Below are 19,134 nucleotides of genomic sequence, written 5' to 3'. Positions count from 1 at the left end.
AGACGTGATTTGGTTGAGCGTGGATTTTCGGACACACGAGCGTGGATTATCGGACGTTTGAATAATGAGCGTGGATAATCTCCCGTTTTTTGCCCCCGAACAGGCCCAAAGTGGGAAATTGTCCACGCTCATTTTTGTGGGGTGCAGCGTGCCAGCCGTTAGGCGCTGATGATGTGGGGTAGCGGCAGGTCGTGGGCGTCGGTGGGGATGTGGTCGACGCGCTGTTCGTCAAAGGCGATGCCGATGATTTGACATGCGGGCGAGAGCATGGGCAGGTAGCGGTCGTAGCAGCCGCCGCCGTAGCCCAGGCGCGCGCCGGTTTGGTCGAAGGCCACGAGCGGCACAACAATCATGTCGAGTGCTTCGGCAGGCACGATGGGGAAGCGGTTGCTGCCGATGTCCGCGGCAGCGAAGGCTCGCGTGGGATGAGTGATAAACGGAGCCGCGGACGCATCGTCGGCGGCAACTGCCCGCATGCACATACGCTGGCCACAAGCTGCGGCTTCGGCTGCCGAGAGCATGCACGGATAGGCTGCGCGCCAGCCGCGCGCGGCGGCCGCAGCGGCAAACGCGGCAGGGTCTGCCTCGGAACCCATCGCGGCATAGACGGCAACGGTGCGCGGCGCCGCGGCATCCAAGCGGCCCAGCAGCTCAACCAGCCGTGCACAGATATCAGCAGACTTCGCTGCCCGCAAGTCCAAATCAAGAGCATCGCGCCGAGCAATCACCGCCCGCCGCAACTCAGCCTTATCCATTCCAGCCCCCTCTCCCAAACCTACCAAAAAGGGACAGGTTTATTTTGGCAGGTTTTATCTGGGCAAACACCCAAACCACCACACAAATCATCGCAAGGGGGGCAGTTCATGGAGACCTTCGTAGTGGTTTTGACGAAGAGCGGGTGTTTGCGGCGGTTTGTCTCGATCTGTAACAGTAGCTCGGCAAAATCGGATCTAGATGTTACAGATTGAGACAAAGGGCCGGCATCATCCGGAACGTCTCGATTTGTAACATCTGGAGCCGATATTGCCGCCTAGATGTTACAGATTTAGACAAACTGGTGGGACGGGCTGAGCTGCCCCGCCCAGGCAACGGCAAAAGAAAAGGTAGATTTTCAGGCATGTCCTAAAAATCTACCTTTGTGCGTTAGCCCAGCAGGTCGACTACGTTGAAGCCGGCGTTGCTCTTGGCGATGACGTCGCGGCCGCCAAAGACGCAGGTGGGCGACTCGGCCGCAATGCGCGTCACGTCGGTGCCGAGCGAGCGCAGCTCACCGGGCGTGGCGGCGAGCATCTGGGCGCGGCGCTCCTCGCGGGCGTGCGGATCGAGCCCGGCCAGGTAGGTCGTGTTGCGGCGCTTGGTGAGCGCGTAGGGCTTCACCGGCGCGTCCATGCCGCTCACGCAGCTCACGATAAATCCCTCAAAGGCGGCCTCGTCGGGCTCAAAGCTGCCGAGCCATTCGCCTGCGCGCGCCACGCGCTCAATCGAAGGATCGACCGCCGGGTCGCGGTAGGTGTAGAACGCCGTCTGACGCTCGCCGGCCGCGCGGAATCCGCAGCCGTACGCACCGCCCTTCACGCGGATCTCGTTCCACAGGTAGTCGTAGGAGAGCGCGTTGGCGGCAACCGCCCAGGCGCCCGTCACGTCGAGCCCCAAGCGACGCGGGTCGCACGCGCTTGCCGCAAAGCAGATGTCGCTGGGGATAACGAAAGCCTCGTGACGGTCGCGCGGCTCCGGTACCACGAGCGTGCCGCTGGCAGCGCCGTCGCCCGCGCCAAGCCCCAGGTCGCCCGCGGCGGCCCAGTACGCGTCAAAGTCCTCGTCGCTGCCGGTAAAGCTCGCCATGCAACCATCGGCCACAAAGATGCGGTCTGCCAGCGCGGCAAGCTTGGCGCGCAGACCGTCCAGACGCTCGTCAAAGTGCTCGAGCAGATCGCGCAGGAACAGATAGAAGTCTACGCCCGAAAGCTGTTCGCGCACCACGGCCGAAGGCGAGCTGTAGCTCATCGCGCGACCGAGCGCCGCCGAGTGGCCGTTGTTGATAAAGCCCTGTTCAAGCCCAATGCGAATCTGCGTGAGCACGTCGCGCACGCGGTCGGCGTCAGCATCGAGCAAAAGCGTGCCCGACCACACCTCGCGCGGCAGGCTCGCCAGCGCATCGATCTTCTCGGACAGGGCTCCGGCGCTCACCAGCAGATAGGGGCGCACGCCGTCCACGTCGGGCTGCGTCATGACCTCGGTCGTAAAGCTCAAAAAGCCCAGCTTGCCGGCGAGCAGATTGTCGAGTTCCTCGGCCGAGTGCTCGCTCGTGGGCAGCTGTTTGAGCAGGCGGCAGAGCAGCGTCACATAGGGCAGGTCCTCAAATGCGACGCCGCTCAGGTCGAAATACTGCATGGCGTAGGCCAGGCGGTTGGTGGGGATGCCGTGGCGCAGGCAGGGGATGGGCGCGGTCGTGTCCACGACCAGCGGCGGCTCGGGGCGCGCCTCGCCAATGTCGGACACGCGCAGGCGCGGCAGCGTGGCCTTGTCCTCGGGCGTGTCCTCGGCCTCCTGCGCGGCACGCAGCGCGGCCGTGCGCTCGACCACGTCGGCCAGCTCGGTATCGGTCATGGCATCGCGCTTGGCTGCCAGCTCGGCGGCCTCGGCACCCTCTGCGCCCTCGGCGGCGTCCACCGGCACCAGCTCGACCAGTGCCATGTGGTCGTTTTCCAGCACCAGCTCGCGCAGCAGGTCCTCAAAGTAGCTGCCGTCCAGGTCGTCGCGCAGCTCCTCGTACACCGGGCCGTACTTGAGCGCCAGCGTCGCGGCGTCGTCATTGTAGAGCCAGGTGCTCAGCGCGTCGCACGCAATGGCCACGCCGTCGGCGATACCGTAGTCGCGCTGGCGCAGGTCGTATTCGTTGCTGCTGATGATGGCCTCCAGGCGCTCGCGCGGAACGCCGTGCTCGCACAGGTCGCGGCAGGCGTCCTGGAACACGCGGCGCAGCTCGCGCGCCACGCCGGGCTGCGCGTTTTGCAGCATGATGAGCTCGTAGGGCTGCAGGCTCTCGGCCGCGGTGTAGCTCACTACGTTGCCGCCCAGGCCGGCGGCCAGAATGGCCTTCTTAACCGGCGCTTCGTTGGAGCCCAGTAGCGCTTCGAACAGGATGTCCGCCGCGATCGTGCGCTTGCGGTCGAGCGCTGATCCCAGCACCAGGCCCAGGCCTACCAGGGCGTTCTCGGGCGTGGTGGCCATCTCGACTCGCTTGTACTCGCAGGTCACGGGTGCCTGCACGCCCAGCGGATTGGGTGCCAGCGTGGACGGGTCCTCACCGGCGGCAACGGCAGCGTCCATGCGGCGGCTCGCGGCACTCGGCTGCGACAGATAACGCTCGTCCAAAAACGCCAGCGCGCGGTCCACATCTAGGTCGCCGTAGAGCGTTATATAAGAGTTGGAAGGATTGTAGTGGCGCGCGTGCGTATCCAGGAACTGCTCGTAGGTGAGCGCGGGAATCGCGCGCGGGTCGCCGCCGCTCTCATGCGCATAGGCGGTATCGGGATAGAGCGCGGCGTTGACGGCGTCGTCCAGCACGCTCATGGGGTCGGACAGCGCGCCCTTCATCTCGTTGAACACCACGCCGTTATAGCGCAGCGTGCCCTCGCGCAGGCTCGCGGAGCTGTCGCCGCCCTCGCCCTCGACGCCCTCCGGCAGGTCCAGCTCGTAGTGCCAGCCCTCCTGCTCAAAAATGGTGGGCTTGGTGTAGATGGCCGGGTTGAACACCGCGTCCAGATACACGTCCATCAGGTTGTACAGGTCCTGCTCGTTGGTGGTGGCAACGGGGTAGATGGTCTTGTCGGGGTAGGTCATGGCGTTGAGGAACGTTTGCATGGAGCTCTTGATCAGATCGACAAATGGCTCCTTGACGGGAAACTTGGCCGATCCGCACAGCACCGAGTGCTCAAGAATATGGAACACGCCAGTGGAATCGGCCGGCGGCGTCTTAAAGCCAATGGCAAAGGCCTTGTTTTCGTCGTTGCACGCCAGGTGCAGCAGGCGAGCGCCCGAGGTGGTATGGCGCAGCACGTAAGCGTCCGAGTCGAGCTCGGGCACGGTCTCGCAGCGCTCGACGGCAAAACCATGGCAGGTGGTACCGGGCACCAGCAGCGTGGCGGCAGCGGCGCGCGGGTCGGTTGAGGTAGTGGGCATATGCAGTCTCCTTTGGCGCCCCAACGGGGGCGAATCGAGTCGAATCCCCGAGAGTATACCCATATGGGGCCTTCGACCAATCTGCCGGATGAGCGTGGATTTTCTGGCACACGAGCGTGGAAATTCGGACGTCTGCCGCATGAGCGTGGATTTTCGGACGAAATCGGCCGCCAAAAGCCCAAAAACCGTCCAAATATCCACGCTCGCGCGTCAAGTACGTATCTCTCACCTCACATTCATCTCTACGACGAGGGATGAATGTGAGACAGGTAGAAGATAAAAATCAATCGGCTTATCGGATGCATATACCGCCATCAGATTGAAGCTGTATGCGGAAATGGATGGACTCTACACCGCTTACGCAAAATAACCCCTCGTTTGCTAAAACATTATAGGAAATGGCGTGGAGTGCTAAAAAGTTCTAATACAATATAAGTCATTTATCTATAGGCTGCTGATTCCTTGTAAAGGTATGGTTGATATGGTTGAGGCAAATAGCGTTATCCCCCTGTACAAACAGATTGTTCGTGCGCTTTCTGATTCAATCGCCAACGGCACGTACCGCCCGGGAGATAAGCTTCCGACCGAGGCGGAGCTTATCGAGCAATTTGGCGTGAGCCGAATAACGGTTCGCTCCGCAATTAAAGAAATGGAAGATGCTGGGCTTGTTGAGAGGGCCCGCGGCAAGGGCACGTTCGTTTCGTCGGACACGCAGATGTATGCCGCGGACGACCGTGAGAGCTTTACCCATTCGTGCCAGCTTGCGGGCAAACAGGCGTCTACCAGGGTTCTCGAAATGGGCTGGGACTTCCCAAGTCTGCGAGACGCGAAGTTCCTGGGCGTAGACGATACCCAAAAGGTATTGCGTAGCCGTCGTCTGCGCCTTGTGGATGGCAAGCCCACGATGCTGGAAACCAATAGCTATTCCGCTGCGCTTTCTTTTTTGGAGCATGAGTCCCTCGATGATTCGCTGATGGCGGTACTCGATCGCCAGGGGATCAAGATGGGTCCCAACACGCGTACGCTCGAGGTCTGCTATGCGAGCGAGCTCGAGGCGGCATACCTTAACGTGGAGCTGGACTCTTCGCTGCTTCTGTTTGTCGATAGACGTTATGCCCCAAGTGGCGAGCCGCTTTTCATCTCCCGTCAGGTGTACTGCACCGAGCGACTGAAGTTCTATTTGTAAATTAGCGATAGATTGGTCGATTTACCGACCAATTGTTACCGTTCGCGGATTTGGAAAATAGACACACCACGTAGGGTAGATTGCTAATATACTTTGTTATGACAATATAGTACGTCCTATTGGTATTGGAGAACTATGAATAAGATATTGCTAGCGAGTCATGGTTATCTCGCCCAAGGCATGAAAAGCTCTCTGGAGATTCTGATGGGCACCAACGACCGAATCGAGTGCCTGTGCGCCTATGTCGATGACGATTCAAGGGACGTCGCGGCGTTGATTGATGCATGGATGGAGACGAGGGACCCTGCCGACTCTTGGTTTGTCGTGACTGACATCTTTGGCGGCTCTGTAAACAACGAATTCATTCAGAGGCAGACCGACGGATCGTTTACGTTAATCGCTGGAATGAACTTGCCGCTGCTGGTGGAAATGGTTACACAGCTGGACTCCCTGGATGCGGACAAGGCCAAAGCCGCGGTCGAGGGATCGCGTTCGTTTATTCAGCTTTGCGAGGCGGCGGACATGCTTGCCGGCGCCGAGGAAGAAGAGTTCTAGTTAGTTTTGGTTCGAGCCCTAGCTAGGGGCCACACCTGTCATTCCCTTTATCACGTGCGGAGATGATAACGATGATTAAGCTTACGAGAGTTGATTACCGACTGATTCACGGCCAAGTTGCCATGTCCTGGACTCACGCTTTGGATGTAGATTGCATCTTGCTTGCCAGCGATGCTGTGGCAAAAGACGACATGAGGAAGGCGGCCTTGAGGCTCGCCCGCCCCAACGGCGTTAAACTCGTCATCAAGGATGTTGACGCTGCTATCGAGGCGCTCAACAGCGGCGTTACCGACAAGTATTCGCTGTTTATCATCACTGAGACGATTGAAGATGTCTATCGTCTCGCTAAGGGTTGCAAAGACATCAAAGAGATCAATCTGGGCGGAACCCGAAAGACCCCTGAGACCACGCTTCATCCGACCCCTGCGATCTTTGCGACCGAGAAAGATGCCGAGCATATCCAAGAGCTCCTGGGCGATGGCGTGGCCATCGAAATCCGTCAGGTCCCCAATGACGCTAAGGTGTTTGCCAAGGACGTTTTCTAGCCGGAAACACGTTGATGCTCGGCATTTATTGAACCAATGCTCTATGCCTATGCCCGTCGATCATTTGATCGGCGGGCTTTTTATTAAAGAAAAATCAAAAAAATCTGAAATAGTTCTTGCATAGTTAGTTATATAAAGTATTATAACGTCATGGGATGAATGAAGGGTTCATCCAAGTGAGTTAGGAGTAAGGGATGTTCAATTTCGATGAGCCTCGTTACGAGAAGGTTGTGAGCGATGCCCTCGCTCTCCGTCCTCAGATTGAGGCTGCCGTGGACGAGGTCTGCGAGCAGGGTTATTCCAACATCTTCTTCATCGGCTGCGGCGGCACCTGGGCCCACACGCTCCCGATGAAGTATTGGGTCGAGACCACCACGGCCGACGTCGACGTCCACTGCGAGATCGCCGCAGAGTTCCTCGCCTGCCCGCCCAAGACCTTCAACAAGGATTCTGTCTGCGTCTTCTCCACCCGTACCGGCACCACCCCCGAGATCATTGAGGCTGCCAAGTTCTGCCAGGAGCAGGGCGCCCGCACGCTGATGTATGTCTCCAACGACAACACCCCGGCCACCGAGTACGCCGACTACAAGTTCTTCAGCTTCGCCGAGGACGACGTTCTGTGCGAGGCCATCTACACCTACCAGATCACGCTGGTCGCCCGCTTCCTCAAGAACGCCGGCGCCTTCCCCAAGTACGACACCTTCATGGAAGAGTTCGGCAACATCGCTCCGTACCTCATCAAGGCCAAGGACGCTCAGGACGAGCGCTGCGCCGCCATGGCCGAGGACTTCAAGGACACCGATTACCACATGGTGATCGGCTCCGGCATGCTCTGGGGCGAGGCCTACGACTACGCCATGTGCATCCTCGAGGAGATGCAGTGGATCAAGACCAAGTCCATCCACGCCGCCGAGTTCTTCCACGGCACCATCGAGCTGTGCGAGGAAGGCACGAGCCTCATCATGCTCTACGGCGAGGACGACACCCGTAAGCTCATGGACCGCGTGGACAACTTCACTCACATGCTCGCCGACGAGAAGGGCGTCAACGTCCGCGTGAACAAGTTTGACACCGCCGAGGTCGAGCTGCCGTTCAGCGACCCCGAGTTCCGCAAGATCGTCTCCCCGATGGTCACCTACACCATCACCGAGCGTCTGAGCTGCCATCTCGAGCACGTCCGTAACCACCCGCTCACCACGCGTCGTTACTATCACCAGATGAACTACTAATCCTCTCAAATTGCTGCGGTTGTCTGCAGGCGAGCTGCGCAGAATGCCTCGCCTGCAGACCTATTTCTGGGGTTGATCGAAATGGTTGTCCAGTATCTTCTAGTTGCACTGGTCGCATTTATTGCGTCCATGGACGAGCAATTATTTGGCATTACGATGCTTGGTCGTCCGCTGTTTACGAGCCTGTTTGTCGGCTTGATCCTTGGCGATGTCCAGCAGGGCGTTATCGTCGGCGCTGCTTTGGAGTCCATGTTCATGGGCGCCATCATGGTCGGCGCGGCGGTTCCTCCCGAGGTATATGTATCGGAGCATGTTCCTTCGCCAGTTTACGAGCCAGTGCTCGCAGTCGTACGACAAGATGATGGCAATGGGCTTCATGTACACCATTCAGAAGCCCCTGCGAAAGATCTATCCCAACGACGACGATTACTATGCGGCGCTCGATCGCCATACCGAGTTCTTTAACATCACGCCTCATGTGCTTCCGTTTGTAGCCGGCCTAACGGTTTCGATGGAAGAGCAGGCGGCTGCCGATAAGAACTTCGACACGTCCTCGATTAACGCCATGAAGGTCGGCCTTATGGGACCGCTTTCCGGCATCGGCGATTCGTTCTACTGGGGTACGTTCCGCGTGGTTGCCGCCGGCATTGGTATTGGCATCGCTTCGACGGGCAACCCGCTCGGCCCCATCGTGTACGCGCTCATCTACTCCGTGATTAACTTTGCAACGCGTATCGTCGCCGCCCATCTGGGTTACGACTTGGGAACCAAGTTTTTGCAGCAGTCCGAAGAGAGCAACCTTATGTCTCGCATGACGCATGCTGCCGGTGTTCTCGGAATGACCGTTATCGGCGCCATGATTGCGGCACAGGTCTCGCTGTCCACGGCTTTGACCTTTGACGTGGGTGGTTCGGAGATTGTCCTGCAGGATCTGTTCGATTCGATCTTCCCCGGTCTGCTGCCCTTGCTGGCAACGTTCGCTTGCGTTGCCCTCTATAAAAAGGGCGTCAAGACCATTTGGATCATCTTGGGCATCTTCGCAATCTGCATCATCGGAACGGGCTTGGGAGTGTTCGCGGCGGCGTAATGTTGACTGCTATGCTCGCGCGTTGGATAACTAACTGACCGTTTGAAAACGGGGCTCGGCGTAAGGCCGGCCCCGTTTTTTATTTGAGGGATTTTCCGACCGTCCAAAAAATCACACTCGTCCATCACTCACGCATCTCTCATCTCTCATTCGTCACTAATACGAGAGATAACAGAAAGACGAGAGATAAATATGAGAGATAACAATGCTGCAAGGTGGCTAGGGGATCGAGTCAAAGTTCCCGTATACATGTGTTTACCTGTGCGAACGTGATTTGATTGAACCGATAACGGCATTTTTGTCTCTCATCTCTCACTCATCTCTAAGCTGAGAGATAAATGAGAGACGAGAGATAATTACGAGAGATAGCTGAGAGATAGACAGACAGACGGTCTGTCGGGAACATGCATCGCTGTCAGATTGATGCCGCGCGCGGAGCAGCTGCACGTTCACCCGCGCCCTGCATCCCGCCATTTCACGCGCTGCACATCGAAACCTCCAGCAAAGCAGGTACAATAGCCCAATGTGCATCGCGCACGACGATGATATCGGCGCCCGCGACTGGGGGAGACAACATGGCAGAGCAACAGATAACGCCGGGGACCAAGCTTCAGGCGGCATTCGACGTGCCCATGGGCCAAAAAACCGACTTCAACATGCTCGCCACGTACAAAGAGAACCTGGACGACGCGTACTTTCTTATGAGCGCGCCCATGCTCGCCGGCAAGCCGCTGCTCATGGACGAAAACCAAAAGCTGCTGCTGCAATACAAAGTGGGCGAGGAAACGTTCGTGCTCGCCGGCTACCCCGAGTCAGTCGAGAAAAAGGGCATCCGCACCTACTGGAAAATGCGCAAAGTCGCCGAGCAGCGCACCTTCGTTAAGCGCCGCGACGAGCGTTTTAAGGTCGCCATGCGCCTGACCTACCAGCGCGACAACGCGCCGACCCCCGAGCCCGAGGACGCCATGACCATCGACGTCTCGGCTGGCGGCCTGGCCGTCTACCTCAACGATTATCCCGACGTGGGCGAGGCCCTGTCCGTGCAAATGCCCACGATCCGCCTGCAGGGCGAGCGTCACGAGCTGCCCGAGCAGCTGGGCATCGTGTGCTGGGTGCGCCGCGCGCCCAAGGGCAGCCTGTACCGCAACGTCTGCGGCCTGCAGTTCCGCTACGCCGACGACGTGGAGCGCGAGCTCGTCAAAGAATACGTCGGCTACATTCGCACGAAATATAAGATCTGATCGCCATGGCTCTGTTCAAGCGTAACGACAACAAAGATCAAGCTGCCGAGGATTTGACCGAGAATTTCGTCGAGGGCCAGGCCGAGGACGTGACCGATGGCCAGACTGAGCGCCAGCCCAAGGGCACGCCGCAGGACGTGCCCGGCGCCAATGTCGAGGACGCGCCCGGCGAGGACTCCGCGCCCGACCAGCCCCCCGCCTCCCGCAAGCGCTTCGGCAAGCCCAAGCCCAAACGCAAGCCCAAACGCGACCTGCGCGGCGTGGTGCGCATCGAGGAGCTGGAGCAGGCGCTGGCCGACCAGGACTTCGACGACATCGACCCCGACGCGGTCGTGTCCATGTACATGCCCAAGCGCCGCATGGAGCGCATCGGCGCGGCGCTGCTGCGCATGGACAAGCTGCAAAAGGCCCTCGTGGTGCTGGCGCTTGCCTTTGGCGTGCTGTTTGCCCTGTCGTTTATGCAGGAAAACATGGGCAACTTCACCATCAACCTCAACCGCCTGGAGCTGTTCCGCCGCGGCGTGGCCATTGCCGACAACGGCGACTTTAACAACGCCACCGCGCGCCTGGCGGCTGACGCCGTGGACAACGGCACCAATATCGCCGCCGAGGACCTACCCGACAACCTGGACGATATCGACGGCAGTCACAACGGCAAGAACTACGTGGCGTACACCTTCTATATCCGCAACGCCGGCAAGACCGACCTGGGCTACAGCGCCAAGCTCAAGGTGGTCAGCGCCAGCAAGGGCGTGGAGAAGGCGGCGCGCGTGCGGGTGTATCGCAACGGCAAACCCACCACCTACGCGGCTGCCGCGGCCGACGGCAATCCCGAGCCCAACACCGAGCCGTTTGCGTCCAAAGACGTGGTGACGACCATTAGCCACGCGAACTTCCGCGTGGGCGACGTGGACAAGTACACCGTGGTCATTTGGCTGGACGGCGACGACCCGGAGTGCGTGGACAAGATCATCGGCGGCGCGGTGGAGTTTGGCTTTGACTTTGATTCGTCCGAGACCGACGATTCGAGCCTGTTCATTAAGTTCGTGCAGGATATTGCCGACACCCTGACCGGCAACGACCCCATTAGCGCGAGCGGCAACGAGGCGCCCGATTACTACAAGGAGCACAACGTGACGTGGAGCAACCGTCGCAACCAAAAGAACTCGCCCGTGAAAGATGGCGACAAGTAGAACGAACAAGCGCCGGGCCGGGAAAGATTTTCCGGCCCGGCGCTTTTGCTATGCGCAAGTGTTGTCTTTGGGGGTGGCGGCGTTGCCGCCGGCGGCATCCAGCAAGAACAGCCGCAGTGCGAGTTTGATCGCGTAGCCTGGCTTGACCTGCGCCGCGTCTCCCATGCATTCGTCAAGGTCACCGCAGTAGGCATAAACGTCGCGGATAAGGTCCGCGCCCGAGAGGGTGAACATGTAGCCCGCGTCCGAAAGCGCGTTGGGTGCTGTGGGTAGCCCCTCGGCCGCACAAAAACTCGCAAGGTCGGGGCCCATGACGGACTCGTAGTCAATCGCGCGTCCGTTGTCCTGAGCAGTCTGCTCCTGCTCGCGGGTGTACGACAACGCCGCCGCCAGCACAAAGCTGGGCGTGGGGGCGTTGACGTCATCGGTGGTGGCGACGAGCTTGCCGGCCGCCTGCGTGACCAGCCAGGCGACTTCGCGCTGGCAGCGAACGGCTTTGCGCGTCACCGGCTTGATCGATCCGGCAGAAACGCTTCCCTTGGGTTGAGTGGCGGCAGCCATGGGGCCCTCCCAACAAATAGCCCGCTAAGCAGGCAAAAATACACGTTCTGCACCAGTATAGCGAGTGGGGAGAGGCTCGGGCGAAGCTCGATGGAGGGCGTGTGCATGCGTTGGTGCGGCGCTGCGGTGACAAGTCTTAAGAGGGACTTATGACTGCACGGGAGGGTGCGACCAAATAAGGTGAATAGTGTTCACATAGCACCACATATAACCCGAGGTGGACCTATGAATCTGCCGGAATGTAGGCTGCCGAAAACTCATAAGGAAATCGTAAGAATTATGGTATTCTCAACTCCATGTCTAAAGGATGGGCAAGCAACATCCAACACGAAAGCGCGGGCTCCCCTTCCGGGCTTCTCGAGGGTCATCTGGGATGAATGGGGAAAGAAAGGGGTCCGCATGGATACCAAAGCATTAAAGAAGCAGATGGGCGCCGCCATCGCCATGGTGCTGGTAGCAGCCGTAGCGTTGGGTTCTGCCACGTTCGCATGGTTTGTCAGCAACAACAAGGTCACAGCACAGACGTCTAACATTGCGGCTCAGTCCAACTCTGCATACCTTGTGATTGATAAGACGACGACGTCGACGAATTCCACTAGTTCTACCAGCTATTCGACAGATCAGACGACTGGTCTCTATCCTGCTATGATTGAAAAAAAGGAAGGCAAGGCCGTTTGGAAGACCGCTTACGCGGAAAAGGCCAATGCCACGACGATGAAGACCGGGAGCGATTTTGAGATTGCTGACGGAACTGCCGATAAAGCTGTGAAGGCGAATTACGCGGTTAAAAACACGTTTTATGTTGGCACCGGTACCTATGATGGCGAGTTCACGAACCTGCACATTACGGGTGTGACTGTTACTAACCCCGCAACGACGGAAAACATGAACCTCGGCAATGCCCTTCGCGTTCTCGTTGTTTGCGGTAATAAGTGGGAGGTCTGGAGCGGTAATGGCATTCAGCTCAGCTCGTCTAGCGACTCTAAACCGCTGTCGGCTAGCAATTTGCTTGCTTCCGATAATGCGGTGATCAAGTCCAATCAGGATACTCAGATTGATGTCTACCTGTACTACGATGGTAACGACGCTAACGTCTATTCTAACAACCTTAATAAGATCAATGCCGATGCTGGCAACAATGGCGTGACAATCACCTTCGAGGCGACGCCCAAGGAGTACAAGGGCGCTTCTAACTAGCTATTGCTGACTTCGTCGTTTTTGAGATTTCAGAATGCCGGGGGCCGAACCGTCGGCTCCCGGCATTTTTACTAGATAGGTCTATCGAATGAGCCAAAGCGTAAAAGAGCTAAAAAAACAGCTTATGGGCGCTGCCTGCGCGGTGCTTATGTCCGCCGTTGCTCTTTCGTCTGCTACCTATGCTTGGTATGTCGCAAATAACACGGTGAAGGCAACATCTTCAACCATCAGCGCAACGACGAATGGTTTCATCCTTCAGATAGATGAACTCAAAAACGGTGCCCAACATGGCGGCGAACAGACGTCGCTTGCGGCTGCAATACAGGGCGGAAAGATAACGCCGTCTTCTACAGACGATCTTAAGAACTGGTTTGTTTGCCAAGGCTGGGGATCCGACGGTAAAGTATCCTCTTACTCGCAGATTAACTTTAAGCAAGGCGGCAAGTCTGGCGAATACGAGGCTGGTGGCGAGACCCACTACGCTTATCTCAAGAGTGAGTTTATTGTTTATACCATTACAGAGTCCGGTATAGCCGACGTGTATCTTGAAGGATCTGACGGAGAGCCCGTAGTTGTTACCGCCCATGGGGCACCAACGACCGATACCATCCCGAATTCTTTACGAGTCGGTATCACTACTCAGGCAATTGATGCTAATGGAAACCCGACCGGTGATGAAACTCTAAAGGTCGTGTACGCTCCCGCTGCAGTTTCTACTACCGAGAAGGGTAACGATAAAAACGCCATTGCTGGATGGTCTTGTGTAAAGGACGCGGTTAGCGGACCTCAAGTGCCTTCCTACCAACATATTGAAGCAGACAATTGCGCCGGCTGGCTTGCAAACAAGGTGGGAGACGATTATCAGGTTGACGCCGGTACGCACCAGATCGCAAGTCGCGTTGGCTATGATGGCATAGCGGTCCGAATTTATATTTGGATGGAAGGAACCGATGCTGACTGCGTTAACAACGCCGCAGCTGAGGACCTTGCAACATACGATGTGACAGTCAAGCTCGCCGGTGTTGCAACGTCGTAATGCCGACGCTCGCTTAAATGCAGATGGTCAAGGGCCCGCTCCGAAGGAAGTGGGCCCTTTTTCGTTTGGCGCCATCATTGCATAGGCGATAATGTGGGGAACTGTTCTTCCAGGAGGTTCCTTATGGACGGCATCGCTTCTAGTGTTCCGCTGATTGCTCGGCCGAGTTTCGACCGTGCTTACAGCTTTGTGCCGTCCGAATATGTCCAGGCCTGGGAGTGGTTCTTGCGCGAGGAGCAGCGTGGCGGCCTGTGGGACAAGCTCCCGCATCGCACCAATGCCGATAGCCCTCAATATCCCTTTCGTCTGACGATTGATTCCGAACTCTTTCCGGTGTCGCGCGACTCGGGCATCTTTTGGCCTGGTCGCCGGCGCGTTAAGCATCCGCGTGAGAAGACCTTCGCCCTTTCGGTGCACAACTCAAAGCGCGGCGCCTACCCCGATGTTCCGCCGCTCTATCTTGAGGATGGCACCTGGGTGCTCAAGTACTCGTCGCAAAGTGCTTCGGTCGAAAACTGGCGCGACCAGGACTACAACCAAAAGATGATCAACTGCATGGAGTGCGGCGTTCCCGTTGGCGTGTTCTTTGCAACGAGCGCTGGCTACAAGGTGCTGGGCCTAGCGTTCGTTGAGCGTTACGAGCCGGAGAACAGCTGGTTTGTGCTGCATGGCCCCGTTCACAAGGGTGGACCCGACGCGCGTTTCTTCCCCGATATGAGCTACATGAAGGACGCTCCGATTGCGGCGGAGTTTTCCGGCGCTCCGGCGAGCGACGATGAAAAGGTTCGCTATGCGCTGCATCGCGAGCGAATCGGCCAGCAGCGTTTCCGCACGCAGCTCTTTGAGGCCTATACCGGTCGATGCGCCGTCTCGGGTTGCAATGTCGACGAAGCGCTCGAAGCTGCGCATATCGAGAACTACTCGGGTCCCAAGTCGCAGGTTGTCAGCAACGGTATCCTGCTGCGCCGCGACCTGCACTCGCTGTTCGACGCTCATCTGATTTCGTTTGAGCTGGTACGCGGCGACTATCAACTTTGCGGGTCGTACCTTCTGCGACATACGGAATATGCGACGTTTGCAGGCTCGGTGCTGCGCGAGCCGGACGAGCATCGCTTGCGACCCAACGCTCGATTCCTCGAGGCGCATCGAGCCGAGTTCGATTTCTCGGAATCGCGACGTCGGGCGGAAGCCGTTGCTCCGTATTAGTTAGGTGCGGCCCGTCGCAACCCAATCATGTCGATTGATCGGATCGCGCCGCGCCGCAAAATCAAGTGGTCTGACATGCGGTGCGCTACGCCCGCAGCGCTCCAATGGGGAACACGTAGACATCGTGCTCGGCGTCGTAGCGGCAGAAGGGCGAGGTTGCGGTGATGACGGCGCAGAACTCCGGCTGGGGGTTGCGCGCTGCAGGGTTCAGAGCGACCTTGCGGCGCAGGCGCTCGATGTTGCGGATTCCATCGCTTACCTTGGATTCGCCGAGCTTGATTTCTATCGCTGCCCAGCGGCCATCGTTCAGCTCGATGATGGCATCAACCTCAAGTCCGTCGGAGTCGCCATAGTAGTGGAGCGAGCCTGGGTGCGAGCCGGGCAGGCATGTGGTGTAGACGCTTAGATCATGAATGCACAGAGACTCAAAAAGCAGGCCAAATGTTTGGCCGTCTGCAAGGAGCCTCTCGGGGTTCATTCCGAGTGCGGCAGCGGGAATGGAGGGGTCGACGAAATAACGTTTTGGCTTGGTACGCAGGCGAGACTTGGCGCGGACGGGCGCATCCCAGCCGGGCAGATTTATGATCGCATACATGCTCTCCAACATGTCGAGGTAAAACGCCACGGTTGAAGTTGCCGGCTGGGCATCGCTGTCGCCCAACGAGGCGTCTGCCGCAATGGTGTTGAGCGTGGCAGATGTCGCAACGTTGCGCGCGAGCGAGGACACGATGTGTCGCGCCGTAGACCCCACGCCTCCTTTTTGCGGAACGCTGACTTCGTACATGGCATCGAGATACTGGTTAACGACCTCTGCGGCCATCTGGGGGCTCGCTCCGACAAGCGCCGGCCATCCCCCGCAACAAATTGCGTCGGCCAACATCGGGAGCGATCCTGTATAGGCGGAAGGTTCGAATGATCCTTCGAATAGGTTTTTCAGCGAAACGGACCCCGTTGAAAGTCCGCGTTCCCAAAGCGTCATGGTGCTCATGTCGAGACGCGCTATGCGACCGGCACCGCTGTGGGTAACAGAGTTTTTTGCTGGCGTTGATGATCCAGTGAGGATATAGAGGCCCTTTTCGCCGCCGGATGCATCTACGGCGCGGCGTGTGGCGTCCCATGTTGCGGGGGTCTCCTGCCATTCGTCGATGACGTGCGGCTTATTGCCCTGAAGGGCGAGCGAAGGATCGGCTTCGACCAGCGACTTTACGTTTGGGTCGTCAAGATGGATGACACTCTCGCCGAATGCAAGCGCTGTCCATGATTTGCCACACCATTTGGTGCCCCGAATCTCGACAGCCCCAAATATCTGGAGCAGAGTTTGCAACCGTTCGTCCAAAAGGCGAGGACGGTAGGATTTGGGCTGCTCCGAACCATAAGAAATCATGATTTGATAAACCTCACTACCTGCGCATACTCGATTTTCGAGGATTTTCACACTCGATTTTCGAGGATAATCATACTCGATTTTCGAGGAAATCTGGACTCGATTTTCGAGCTTTGCCCTACAGGTAGATCCCCTCGAACAGGCTCTTGTGGAACTGGGTGTGGTGGTCGCGTGCCCAGGTGAAGAGCGCCTGGTCAAAGTCGCCTTGGGTGGCGGGGATTCCATAGACGCCGGCGACTTCCACGCGCACGAACTCCAGCGCGGGCAGCTTGTTGATGGCCGTGAGCGCAAACGGCGACGTGGGCTCCTCGAACAGGTAATGGCTGCCTTGCAGCGCGCCGCAGCCGGTGCAGGTGCTGGCGAGCGATACGGTCTTGGTGGTGCGCGACGTTACAGGCTTGTAGCCGCAGCGCTCGCGTAGGTAGTCGCGGATTTCGGCCGGCACGCAGCCCAGCGCGGGGACGATGGCTACGGCGTTGGCGCGGGCGGTGTCGATTACGATGTGGCCCGTGTCGTCCATGGCGGGCGCAGCGCTGGGCGCGGCCTTGCTGCCCGAGTCCTCGGCCGCCCAATACGGAATGCCAAAGGCCGCGACCGTTGTCTGCTCGTGGCACTTCCAACATTCGCGCTTGCCCAGCACCAGGTAGATGTAGGGCGCGCTGGGGTCGGAGCGATCCACGCCGGGCAGCCATGCGGCAAAGGGCTCGGGGTTGACGCCATCGGGCACGTACCAGATCTTCTTGGCCCGGTCCCACTTGGCGCCCAGGGCCTTGGCCTCGTCTTTGTGCGAAAAGGGAACATCGAGCTCGGTGCGCATGGCGGCTCCTTTGTGTGGCTTGCGGTGCATGTGCTCCAAGGATACCCCAGCGGCGGGTGCGTGGTCGCTAAACGAGCATTTCGACCGTCCGAGAAGTCGCGGAGCATTTTGGCGAGGGCGCACCGTCAAGCAAATGGTCAGCTTTTGGTCAGTTGAGCGGCAACCTTGCCAAAAGCTTGACGGATTTGCATTTAGACGTCGACGAATGAACACTTTGGTTGCGCCACAGCAAAAAACTGCTGGTCGTTTGCCGAAAACTCGCCAGGGTCGCGAGTCGCCGTCGACGCGCGTGCTATCTTCGCGCCATGGGGTACTTTATCGTTTCACATAACGCTGCGCTGGCGCTCTTGGCACACATCCCGAACCCGCGCTTTGGGGATTCGGAACCAGAGATCGTGTCGATCACGGGCGCCTGTGCGCTGTTGGACCAAGAGGCGCAGGACTTTATCGATCGCTATGATCTGGGGATCCAAACGCTGGATTTGCTGGTGCCGTCGCGCGCCGACCGTCGGCGGAGCAAACATGTTAAGACGCATCTCTGCACCAACGAGCTCCCGGCGGGTTCGTTTATCTCGCTGGGCCACTGGATGGGCGGCCTGGATGCGTACGTGTGCGCTCCCGAGCTGGCGTTTGTGCAGGCTGCACACGACAGCTCTGCGGCCGAGGCCATCTATGCCGGCTATGCCGTGACATCGAACTACCGGTTGGATAACCTTGCCCCCGGCGGGGTGACCAGTAGGGATGCGGGCATGCGCGATAGCAAGCTCACGACCAAGGAGCTCATTGCGGCGTATATCGAGGCGTCCCCAAAGGTAAGGGGTCTCGCGAAGGCAAAGGCGCTGCTTGCGTATGTGATCGAGGGATCGCGCTCTCCGAGGGAGTCGGGGCTGTGCATGTTTATGTCGCTGCCTGCGCGCTGCGGCGGGTATGCATTGGGCAAGGCCGAACTCAACAAGAAGGCTTTCATTCGCGATGGACTCAACGATGGGCGCGAGCGCAAACTGCGCGTGTTGGAGCGCACGCCCGACATTACGCTTACGGCTAAAGTCGAGGTGGGCAGGGATAAAGTAAAGGCCGGGCTGCTGCCAGAGGTGCTGACCGCGATGGTCGACTACGACAGCGATGCCATTCATGACGGCTGCGAGAAGATCCACAAGGATGCCGAGCGCCGCAACGAGTTGGAACTGCTTGAGGGAGTAGCGTATTTTACTGTGACAACCGACCAAGCAAATGACTACGACAAGCTCGTTCGGCTGTGCGAACGCATCCGACGGAAGCTGCATCGGAATAAGCGCCCCATCTTTAACAAGGCGATGAGTGCAGAGCAGCGATATTTTGCCCATGCGCGTGCCGAAACGAAGCGATTTTGGCTCTGGCAAGCCGTTATCGATGCGCATCAGTATTGGTAGGGGCGGTAACAGGGGGTTAGAATTAGCGGCCATATATCCAGATCTAATACTTTTCCCGAGAAGTGAACGAGTCAGAATGGACCCCCGAAACATCGACACTTTTAGGGGCTTGTTTCCTGCGGTTTTGCTGCTGGAATCCTGCGGTTTTGACGTCAAAAAGTGTGGATGCTTCGGGGGTCCAAATAAGCTCGTTCACTTCTCGGGAAAAGTATTAGACCTCAATTTAAAGAGGGTTACTTATATGTGACTGCGAGACCCATTCGGGTCTGATAGTGGCGATTGCTGGGGCTGTTTGGGCGCTTTGGG

The 19,134-nt window shown here is 58.3% G+C and carries 16 protein-coding genes and 2 pseudogenes; 12 read left to right on the top strand and 6 right to left on the bottom strand.

Features of this window, described 5'->3' with window-relative positions:
* Positions 1 to 158: 158 nt before the first annotated feature.
* Both DW211_RS00610 and DW211_RS00605 read right to left on the bottom strand, forming a co-directional pair.
* Positions 159 to 755: a 5-formyltetrahydrofolate cyclo-ligase gene (locus DW211_RS00610; protein WP_118258613.1), complete on the bottom strand. Its 597-nt coding sequence runs from the start codon at positions 753 to 755 to the stop codon at positions 159 to 161.
* 388 nt (positions 756 to 1,143) lie between these two features.
* A complete protein-coding gene (locus DW211_RS00605; RefSeq protein ID WP_118258611.1) occupies positions 1,144 to 4,182 on the bottom strand; it encodes an insulinase family protein in 3,039 nt (1,012 codons plus the stop codon).
* Between the two features lie 481 nt (positions 4,183 to 4,663).
* On the opposite strand from DW211_RS00605, the gene DW211_RS00600 reads away from it, so the two are divergent.
* The 8 genes and pseudogenes from DW211_RS00600 to DW211_RS00565 all read left to right on the top strand — a co-directional run bounded on the left by DW211_RS00600 (position 4,664) and on the right by DW211_RS00565 (position 11,218).
* Positions 4,664 to 5,368, top strand: coding sequence for a GntR family transcriptional regulator (locus tag DW211_RS00600; RefSeq protein ID WP_117563729.1), 705 nt, complete (start codon positions 4,664 to 4,666; stop codon positions 5,366 to 5,368).
* A gap of 135 nt (positions 5,369 to 5,503) precedes the next feature.
* A complete protein-coding gene (locus DW211_RS00595) occupies positions 5,504 to 5,923 on the top strand; it encodes a PTS sugar transporter subunit IIA (RefSeq protein ID WP_117629024.1) in 420 nt (139 codons plus the stop codon).
* 71 nt (positions 5,924 to 5,994) lie between these two features.
* Positions 5,995 to 6,468 (top strand): PTS sugar transporter subunit IIB, encoded by a 474-nt coding sequence (locus DW211_RS00590; RefSeq protein ID WP_117634363.1) that lies wholly within the window; start codon positions 5,995 to 5,997, stop codon positions 6,466 to 6,468.
* Between the two features lie 194 nt (positions 6,469 to 6,662).
* Positions 6,663 to 7,697, top strand: a complete 1,035-nt coding sequence (locus DW211_RS00585) for an SIS domain-containing protein (protein ID WP_117640663.1) — start codon at positions 6,663 to 6,665, stop codon at positions 7,695 to 7,697.
* Between the two features lie 81 nt (positions 7,698 to 7,778).
* Positions 7,779 to 7,940, top strand: a pseudogene (locus DW211_RS10245) (PTS sugar transporter subunit IIC); the annotation flags it as partial.
* Positions 7,941 to 8,007: 67 nt separating this feature from the next.
* Positions 8,008 to 8,784 (top strand): PTS system mannose/fructose/sorbose family transporter subunit IID, encoded by a 777-nt coding sequence (locus DW211_RS00575; RefSeq protein WP_233540908.1) that lies wholly within the window; start codon positions 8,008 to 8,010, stop codon positions 8,782 to 8,784.
* Between the two features lie 575 nt (positions 8,785 to 9,359).
* Complete coding sequence (locus tag DW211_RS00570; RefSeq protein WP_158568456.1) at positions 9,360 to 10,025, top strand: PilZ domain-containing protein; 666 nt, start codon at positions 9,360 to 9,362, stop codon at positions 10,023 to 10,025.
* Positions 10,026 to 10,030: 5 nt separating this feature from the next.
* Complete coding sequence (locus DW211_RS00565; RefSeq protein ID WP_118258607.1) at positions 10,031 to 11,218, top strand: hypothetical protein; 1,188 nt, start codon at positions 10,031 to 10,033, stop codon at positions 11,216 to 11,218.
* Positions 11,219 to 11,266: 48 nt separating this feature from the next.
* On the opposite strand, the gene DW211_RS00560 is transcribed toward DW211_RS00565, so the two are convergent.
* Positions 11,267 to 11,779 (bottom strand): hypothetical protein, encoded by a 513-nt coding sequence (locus DW211_RS00560; protein ID WP_118258605.1) that lies wholly within the window; start codon positions 11,777 to 11,779, stop codon positions 11,267 to 11,269.
* Positions 11,780 to 12,178: 399 nt separating this feature from the next.
* Here DW211_RS00560 and DW211_RS00555 point away from each other — a divergent pair, with 399 nt between their 5' ends.
* The 3 genes from DW211_RS00555 to DW211_RS00545 all read left to right on the top strand — a co-directional run bounded on the left by DW211_RS00555 (position 12,179) and on the right by DW211_RS00545 (position 15,218).
* Positions 12,179 to 12,976, top strand: coding sequence for a hypothetical protein (locus DW211_RS00555; RefSeq protein ID WP_117629018.1), 798 nt, complete (start codon positions 12,179 to 12,181; stop codon positions 12,974 to 12,976).
* A gap of 88 nt (positions 12,977 to 13,064) precedes the next feature.
* On the top strand, positions 13,065 to 14,012 hold the full coding sequence (locus tag DW211_RS00550) for a hypothetical protein (RefSeq protein ID WP_117716597.1): 948 nt from the start codon (positions 13,065 to 13,067) through the stop codon (positions 14,010 to 14,012).
* A 123-nt stretch (positions 14,013 to 14,135) separates the two neighbouring features.
* Positions 14,136 to 15,218, top strand: a complete 1,083-nt coding sequence (locus DW211_RS00545; protein ID WP_118258604.1) for an HNH endonuclease — start codon at positions 14,136 to 14,138, stop codon at positions 15,216 to 15,218.
* An 85-nt stretch (positions 15,219 to 15,303) separates the two neighbouring features.
* Here DW211_RS00545 and DW211_RS10240 read toward each other — a convergent pair whose 3' ends face one another.
* From DW211_RS10240 to DW211_RS10020, 3 genes and pseudogenes are all read right to left on the bottom strand, one after another.
* Positions 15,304 to 16,038: an ATP-binding protein gene (locus tag DW211_RS10240; protein ID WP_233540907.1), complete on the bottom strand. Its 735-nt coding sequence runs from the start codon at positions 16,036 to 16,038 to the stop codon at positions 15,304 to 15,306.
* Between the two features lie 156 nt (positions 16,039 to 16,194).
* Positions 16,195 to 16,602: pseudogene (locus DW211_RS10415) on the bottom strand (AAA family ATPase); the annotation flags it as partial.
* Between the two features lie 118 nt (positions 16,603 to 16,720).
* The gene (locus DW211_RS10020; RefSeq protein ID WP_147357226.1) at positions 16,721 to 17,419 is read right to left on the bottom strand and encodes a DUF5710 domain-containing protein; all 699 of its coding nucleotides are present in this window, start codon (positions 17,417 to 17,419) and stop codon (positions 16,721 to 16,723) included.
* 395 nt (positions 17,420 to 17,814) lie between these two features.
* On the opposite strand from DW211_RS10020, the gene DW211_RS00530 reads away from it, so the two are divergent.
* Positions 17,815 to 18,828 carry a hypothetical protein gene (locus tag DW211_RS00530; protein ID WP_147357225.1) on the top strand — a complete coding sequence of 338 codons (1,014 nt, stop codon included), beginning with the start codon at positions 17,815 to 17,817 and terminating at the stop codon, positions 18,826 to 18,828.
* Positions 18,829 to 19,134 lie beyond the last annotated feature (306 nt).

This window comes from Collinsella sp. AM18-10, from assembly GCF_003471585.1.
Taxonomy (GTDB): domain Bacteria; phylum Actinomycetota; class Coriobacteriia; order Coriobacteriales; family Coriobacteriaceae; genus Collinsella.
Note: the sequence above shows the minus strand (reverse complement) of the source record. Positions and strands in the feature narration are given on the sequence as shown.

Coding starts and splice junctions, on each gene's coding strand:
- DW211_RS00570 (WP_158568456.1), top strand. CDS start 9,360: ATGGCAGAGCAACAGATAACGCCGGGGACCAAGCTTCAGGCGGCATTC.
- DW211_RS00610 (WP_118258613.1), bottom strand. CDS start 755: ATGGATAAGGCTGAGTTGCGGCGGGCGGTGATTGCTCGGCGCGATGCT.
- DW211_RS00595 (WP_117629024.1), top strand. CDS start 5,504: ATGAATAAGATATTGCTAGCGAGTCATGGTTATCTCGCCCAAGGCATG.
- DW211_RS00550 (WP_117716597.1), top strand. CDS start 13,065: ATGAGCCAAAGCGTAAAAGAGCTAAAAAAACAGCTTATGGGCGCTGCC.
- DW211_RS00575 (WP_233540908.1), top strand. CDS start 8,008: ATGTTCCTTCGCCAGTTTACGAGCCAGTGCTCGCAGTCGTACGACAAG.
- DW211_RS00585 (WP_117640663.1), top strand. CDS start 6,663: ATGTTCAATTTCGATGAGCCTCGTTACGAGAAGGTTGTGAGCGATGCC.
- DW211_RS10020 (WP_147357226.1), bottom strand. CDS start 17,419: ATGCGCACCGAGCTCGATGTTCCCTTTTCGCACAAAGACGAGGCCAAG.
- DW211_RS00560 (WP_118258605.1), bottom strand. CDS start 11,779: ATGGCTGCCGCCACTCAACCCAAGGGAAGCGTTTCTGCCGGATCGATC.
- DW211_RS00590 (WP_117634363.1), top strand. CDS start 5,995: ATGATTAAGCTTACGAGAGTTGATTACCGACTGATTCACGGCCAAGTT.
- DW211_RS00565 (WP_118258607.1), top strand. CDS start 10,031: ATGGCTCTGTTCAAGCGTAACGACAACAAAGATCAAGCTGCCGAGGAT.
- DW211_RS00600 (WP_117563729.1), top strand. CDS start 4,664: ATGGTTGAGGCAAATAGCGTTATCCCCCTGTACAAACAGATTGTTCGT.
- DW211_RS00545 (WP_118258604.1), top strand. CDS start 14,136: ATGGACGGCATCGCTTCTAGTGTTCCGCTGATTGCTCGGCCGAGTTTC.
- DW211_RS00555 (WP_117629018.1), top strand. CDS start 12,179: ATGGATACCAAAGCATTAAAGAAGCAGATGGGCGCCGCCATCGCCATG.
- DW211_RS00605 (WP_118258611.1), bottom strand. CDS start 4,182: ATGCCCACTACCTCAACCGACCCGCGCGCCGCTGCCGCCACGCTGCTG.
- DW211_RS10240 (WP_233540907.1), bottom strand. CDS start 16,038: ATGGCCGCAGAGGTCGTTAACCAGTATCTCGATGCCATGTACGAAGTC.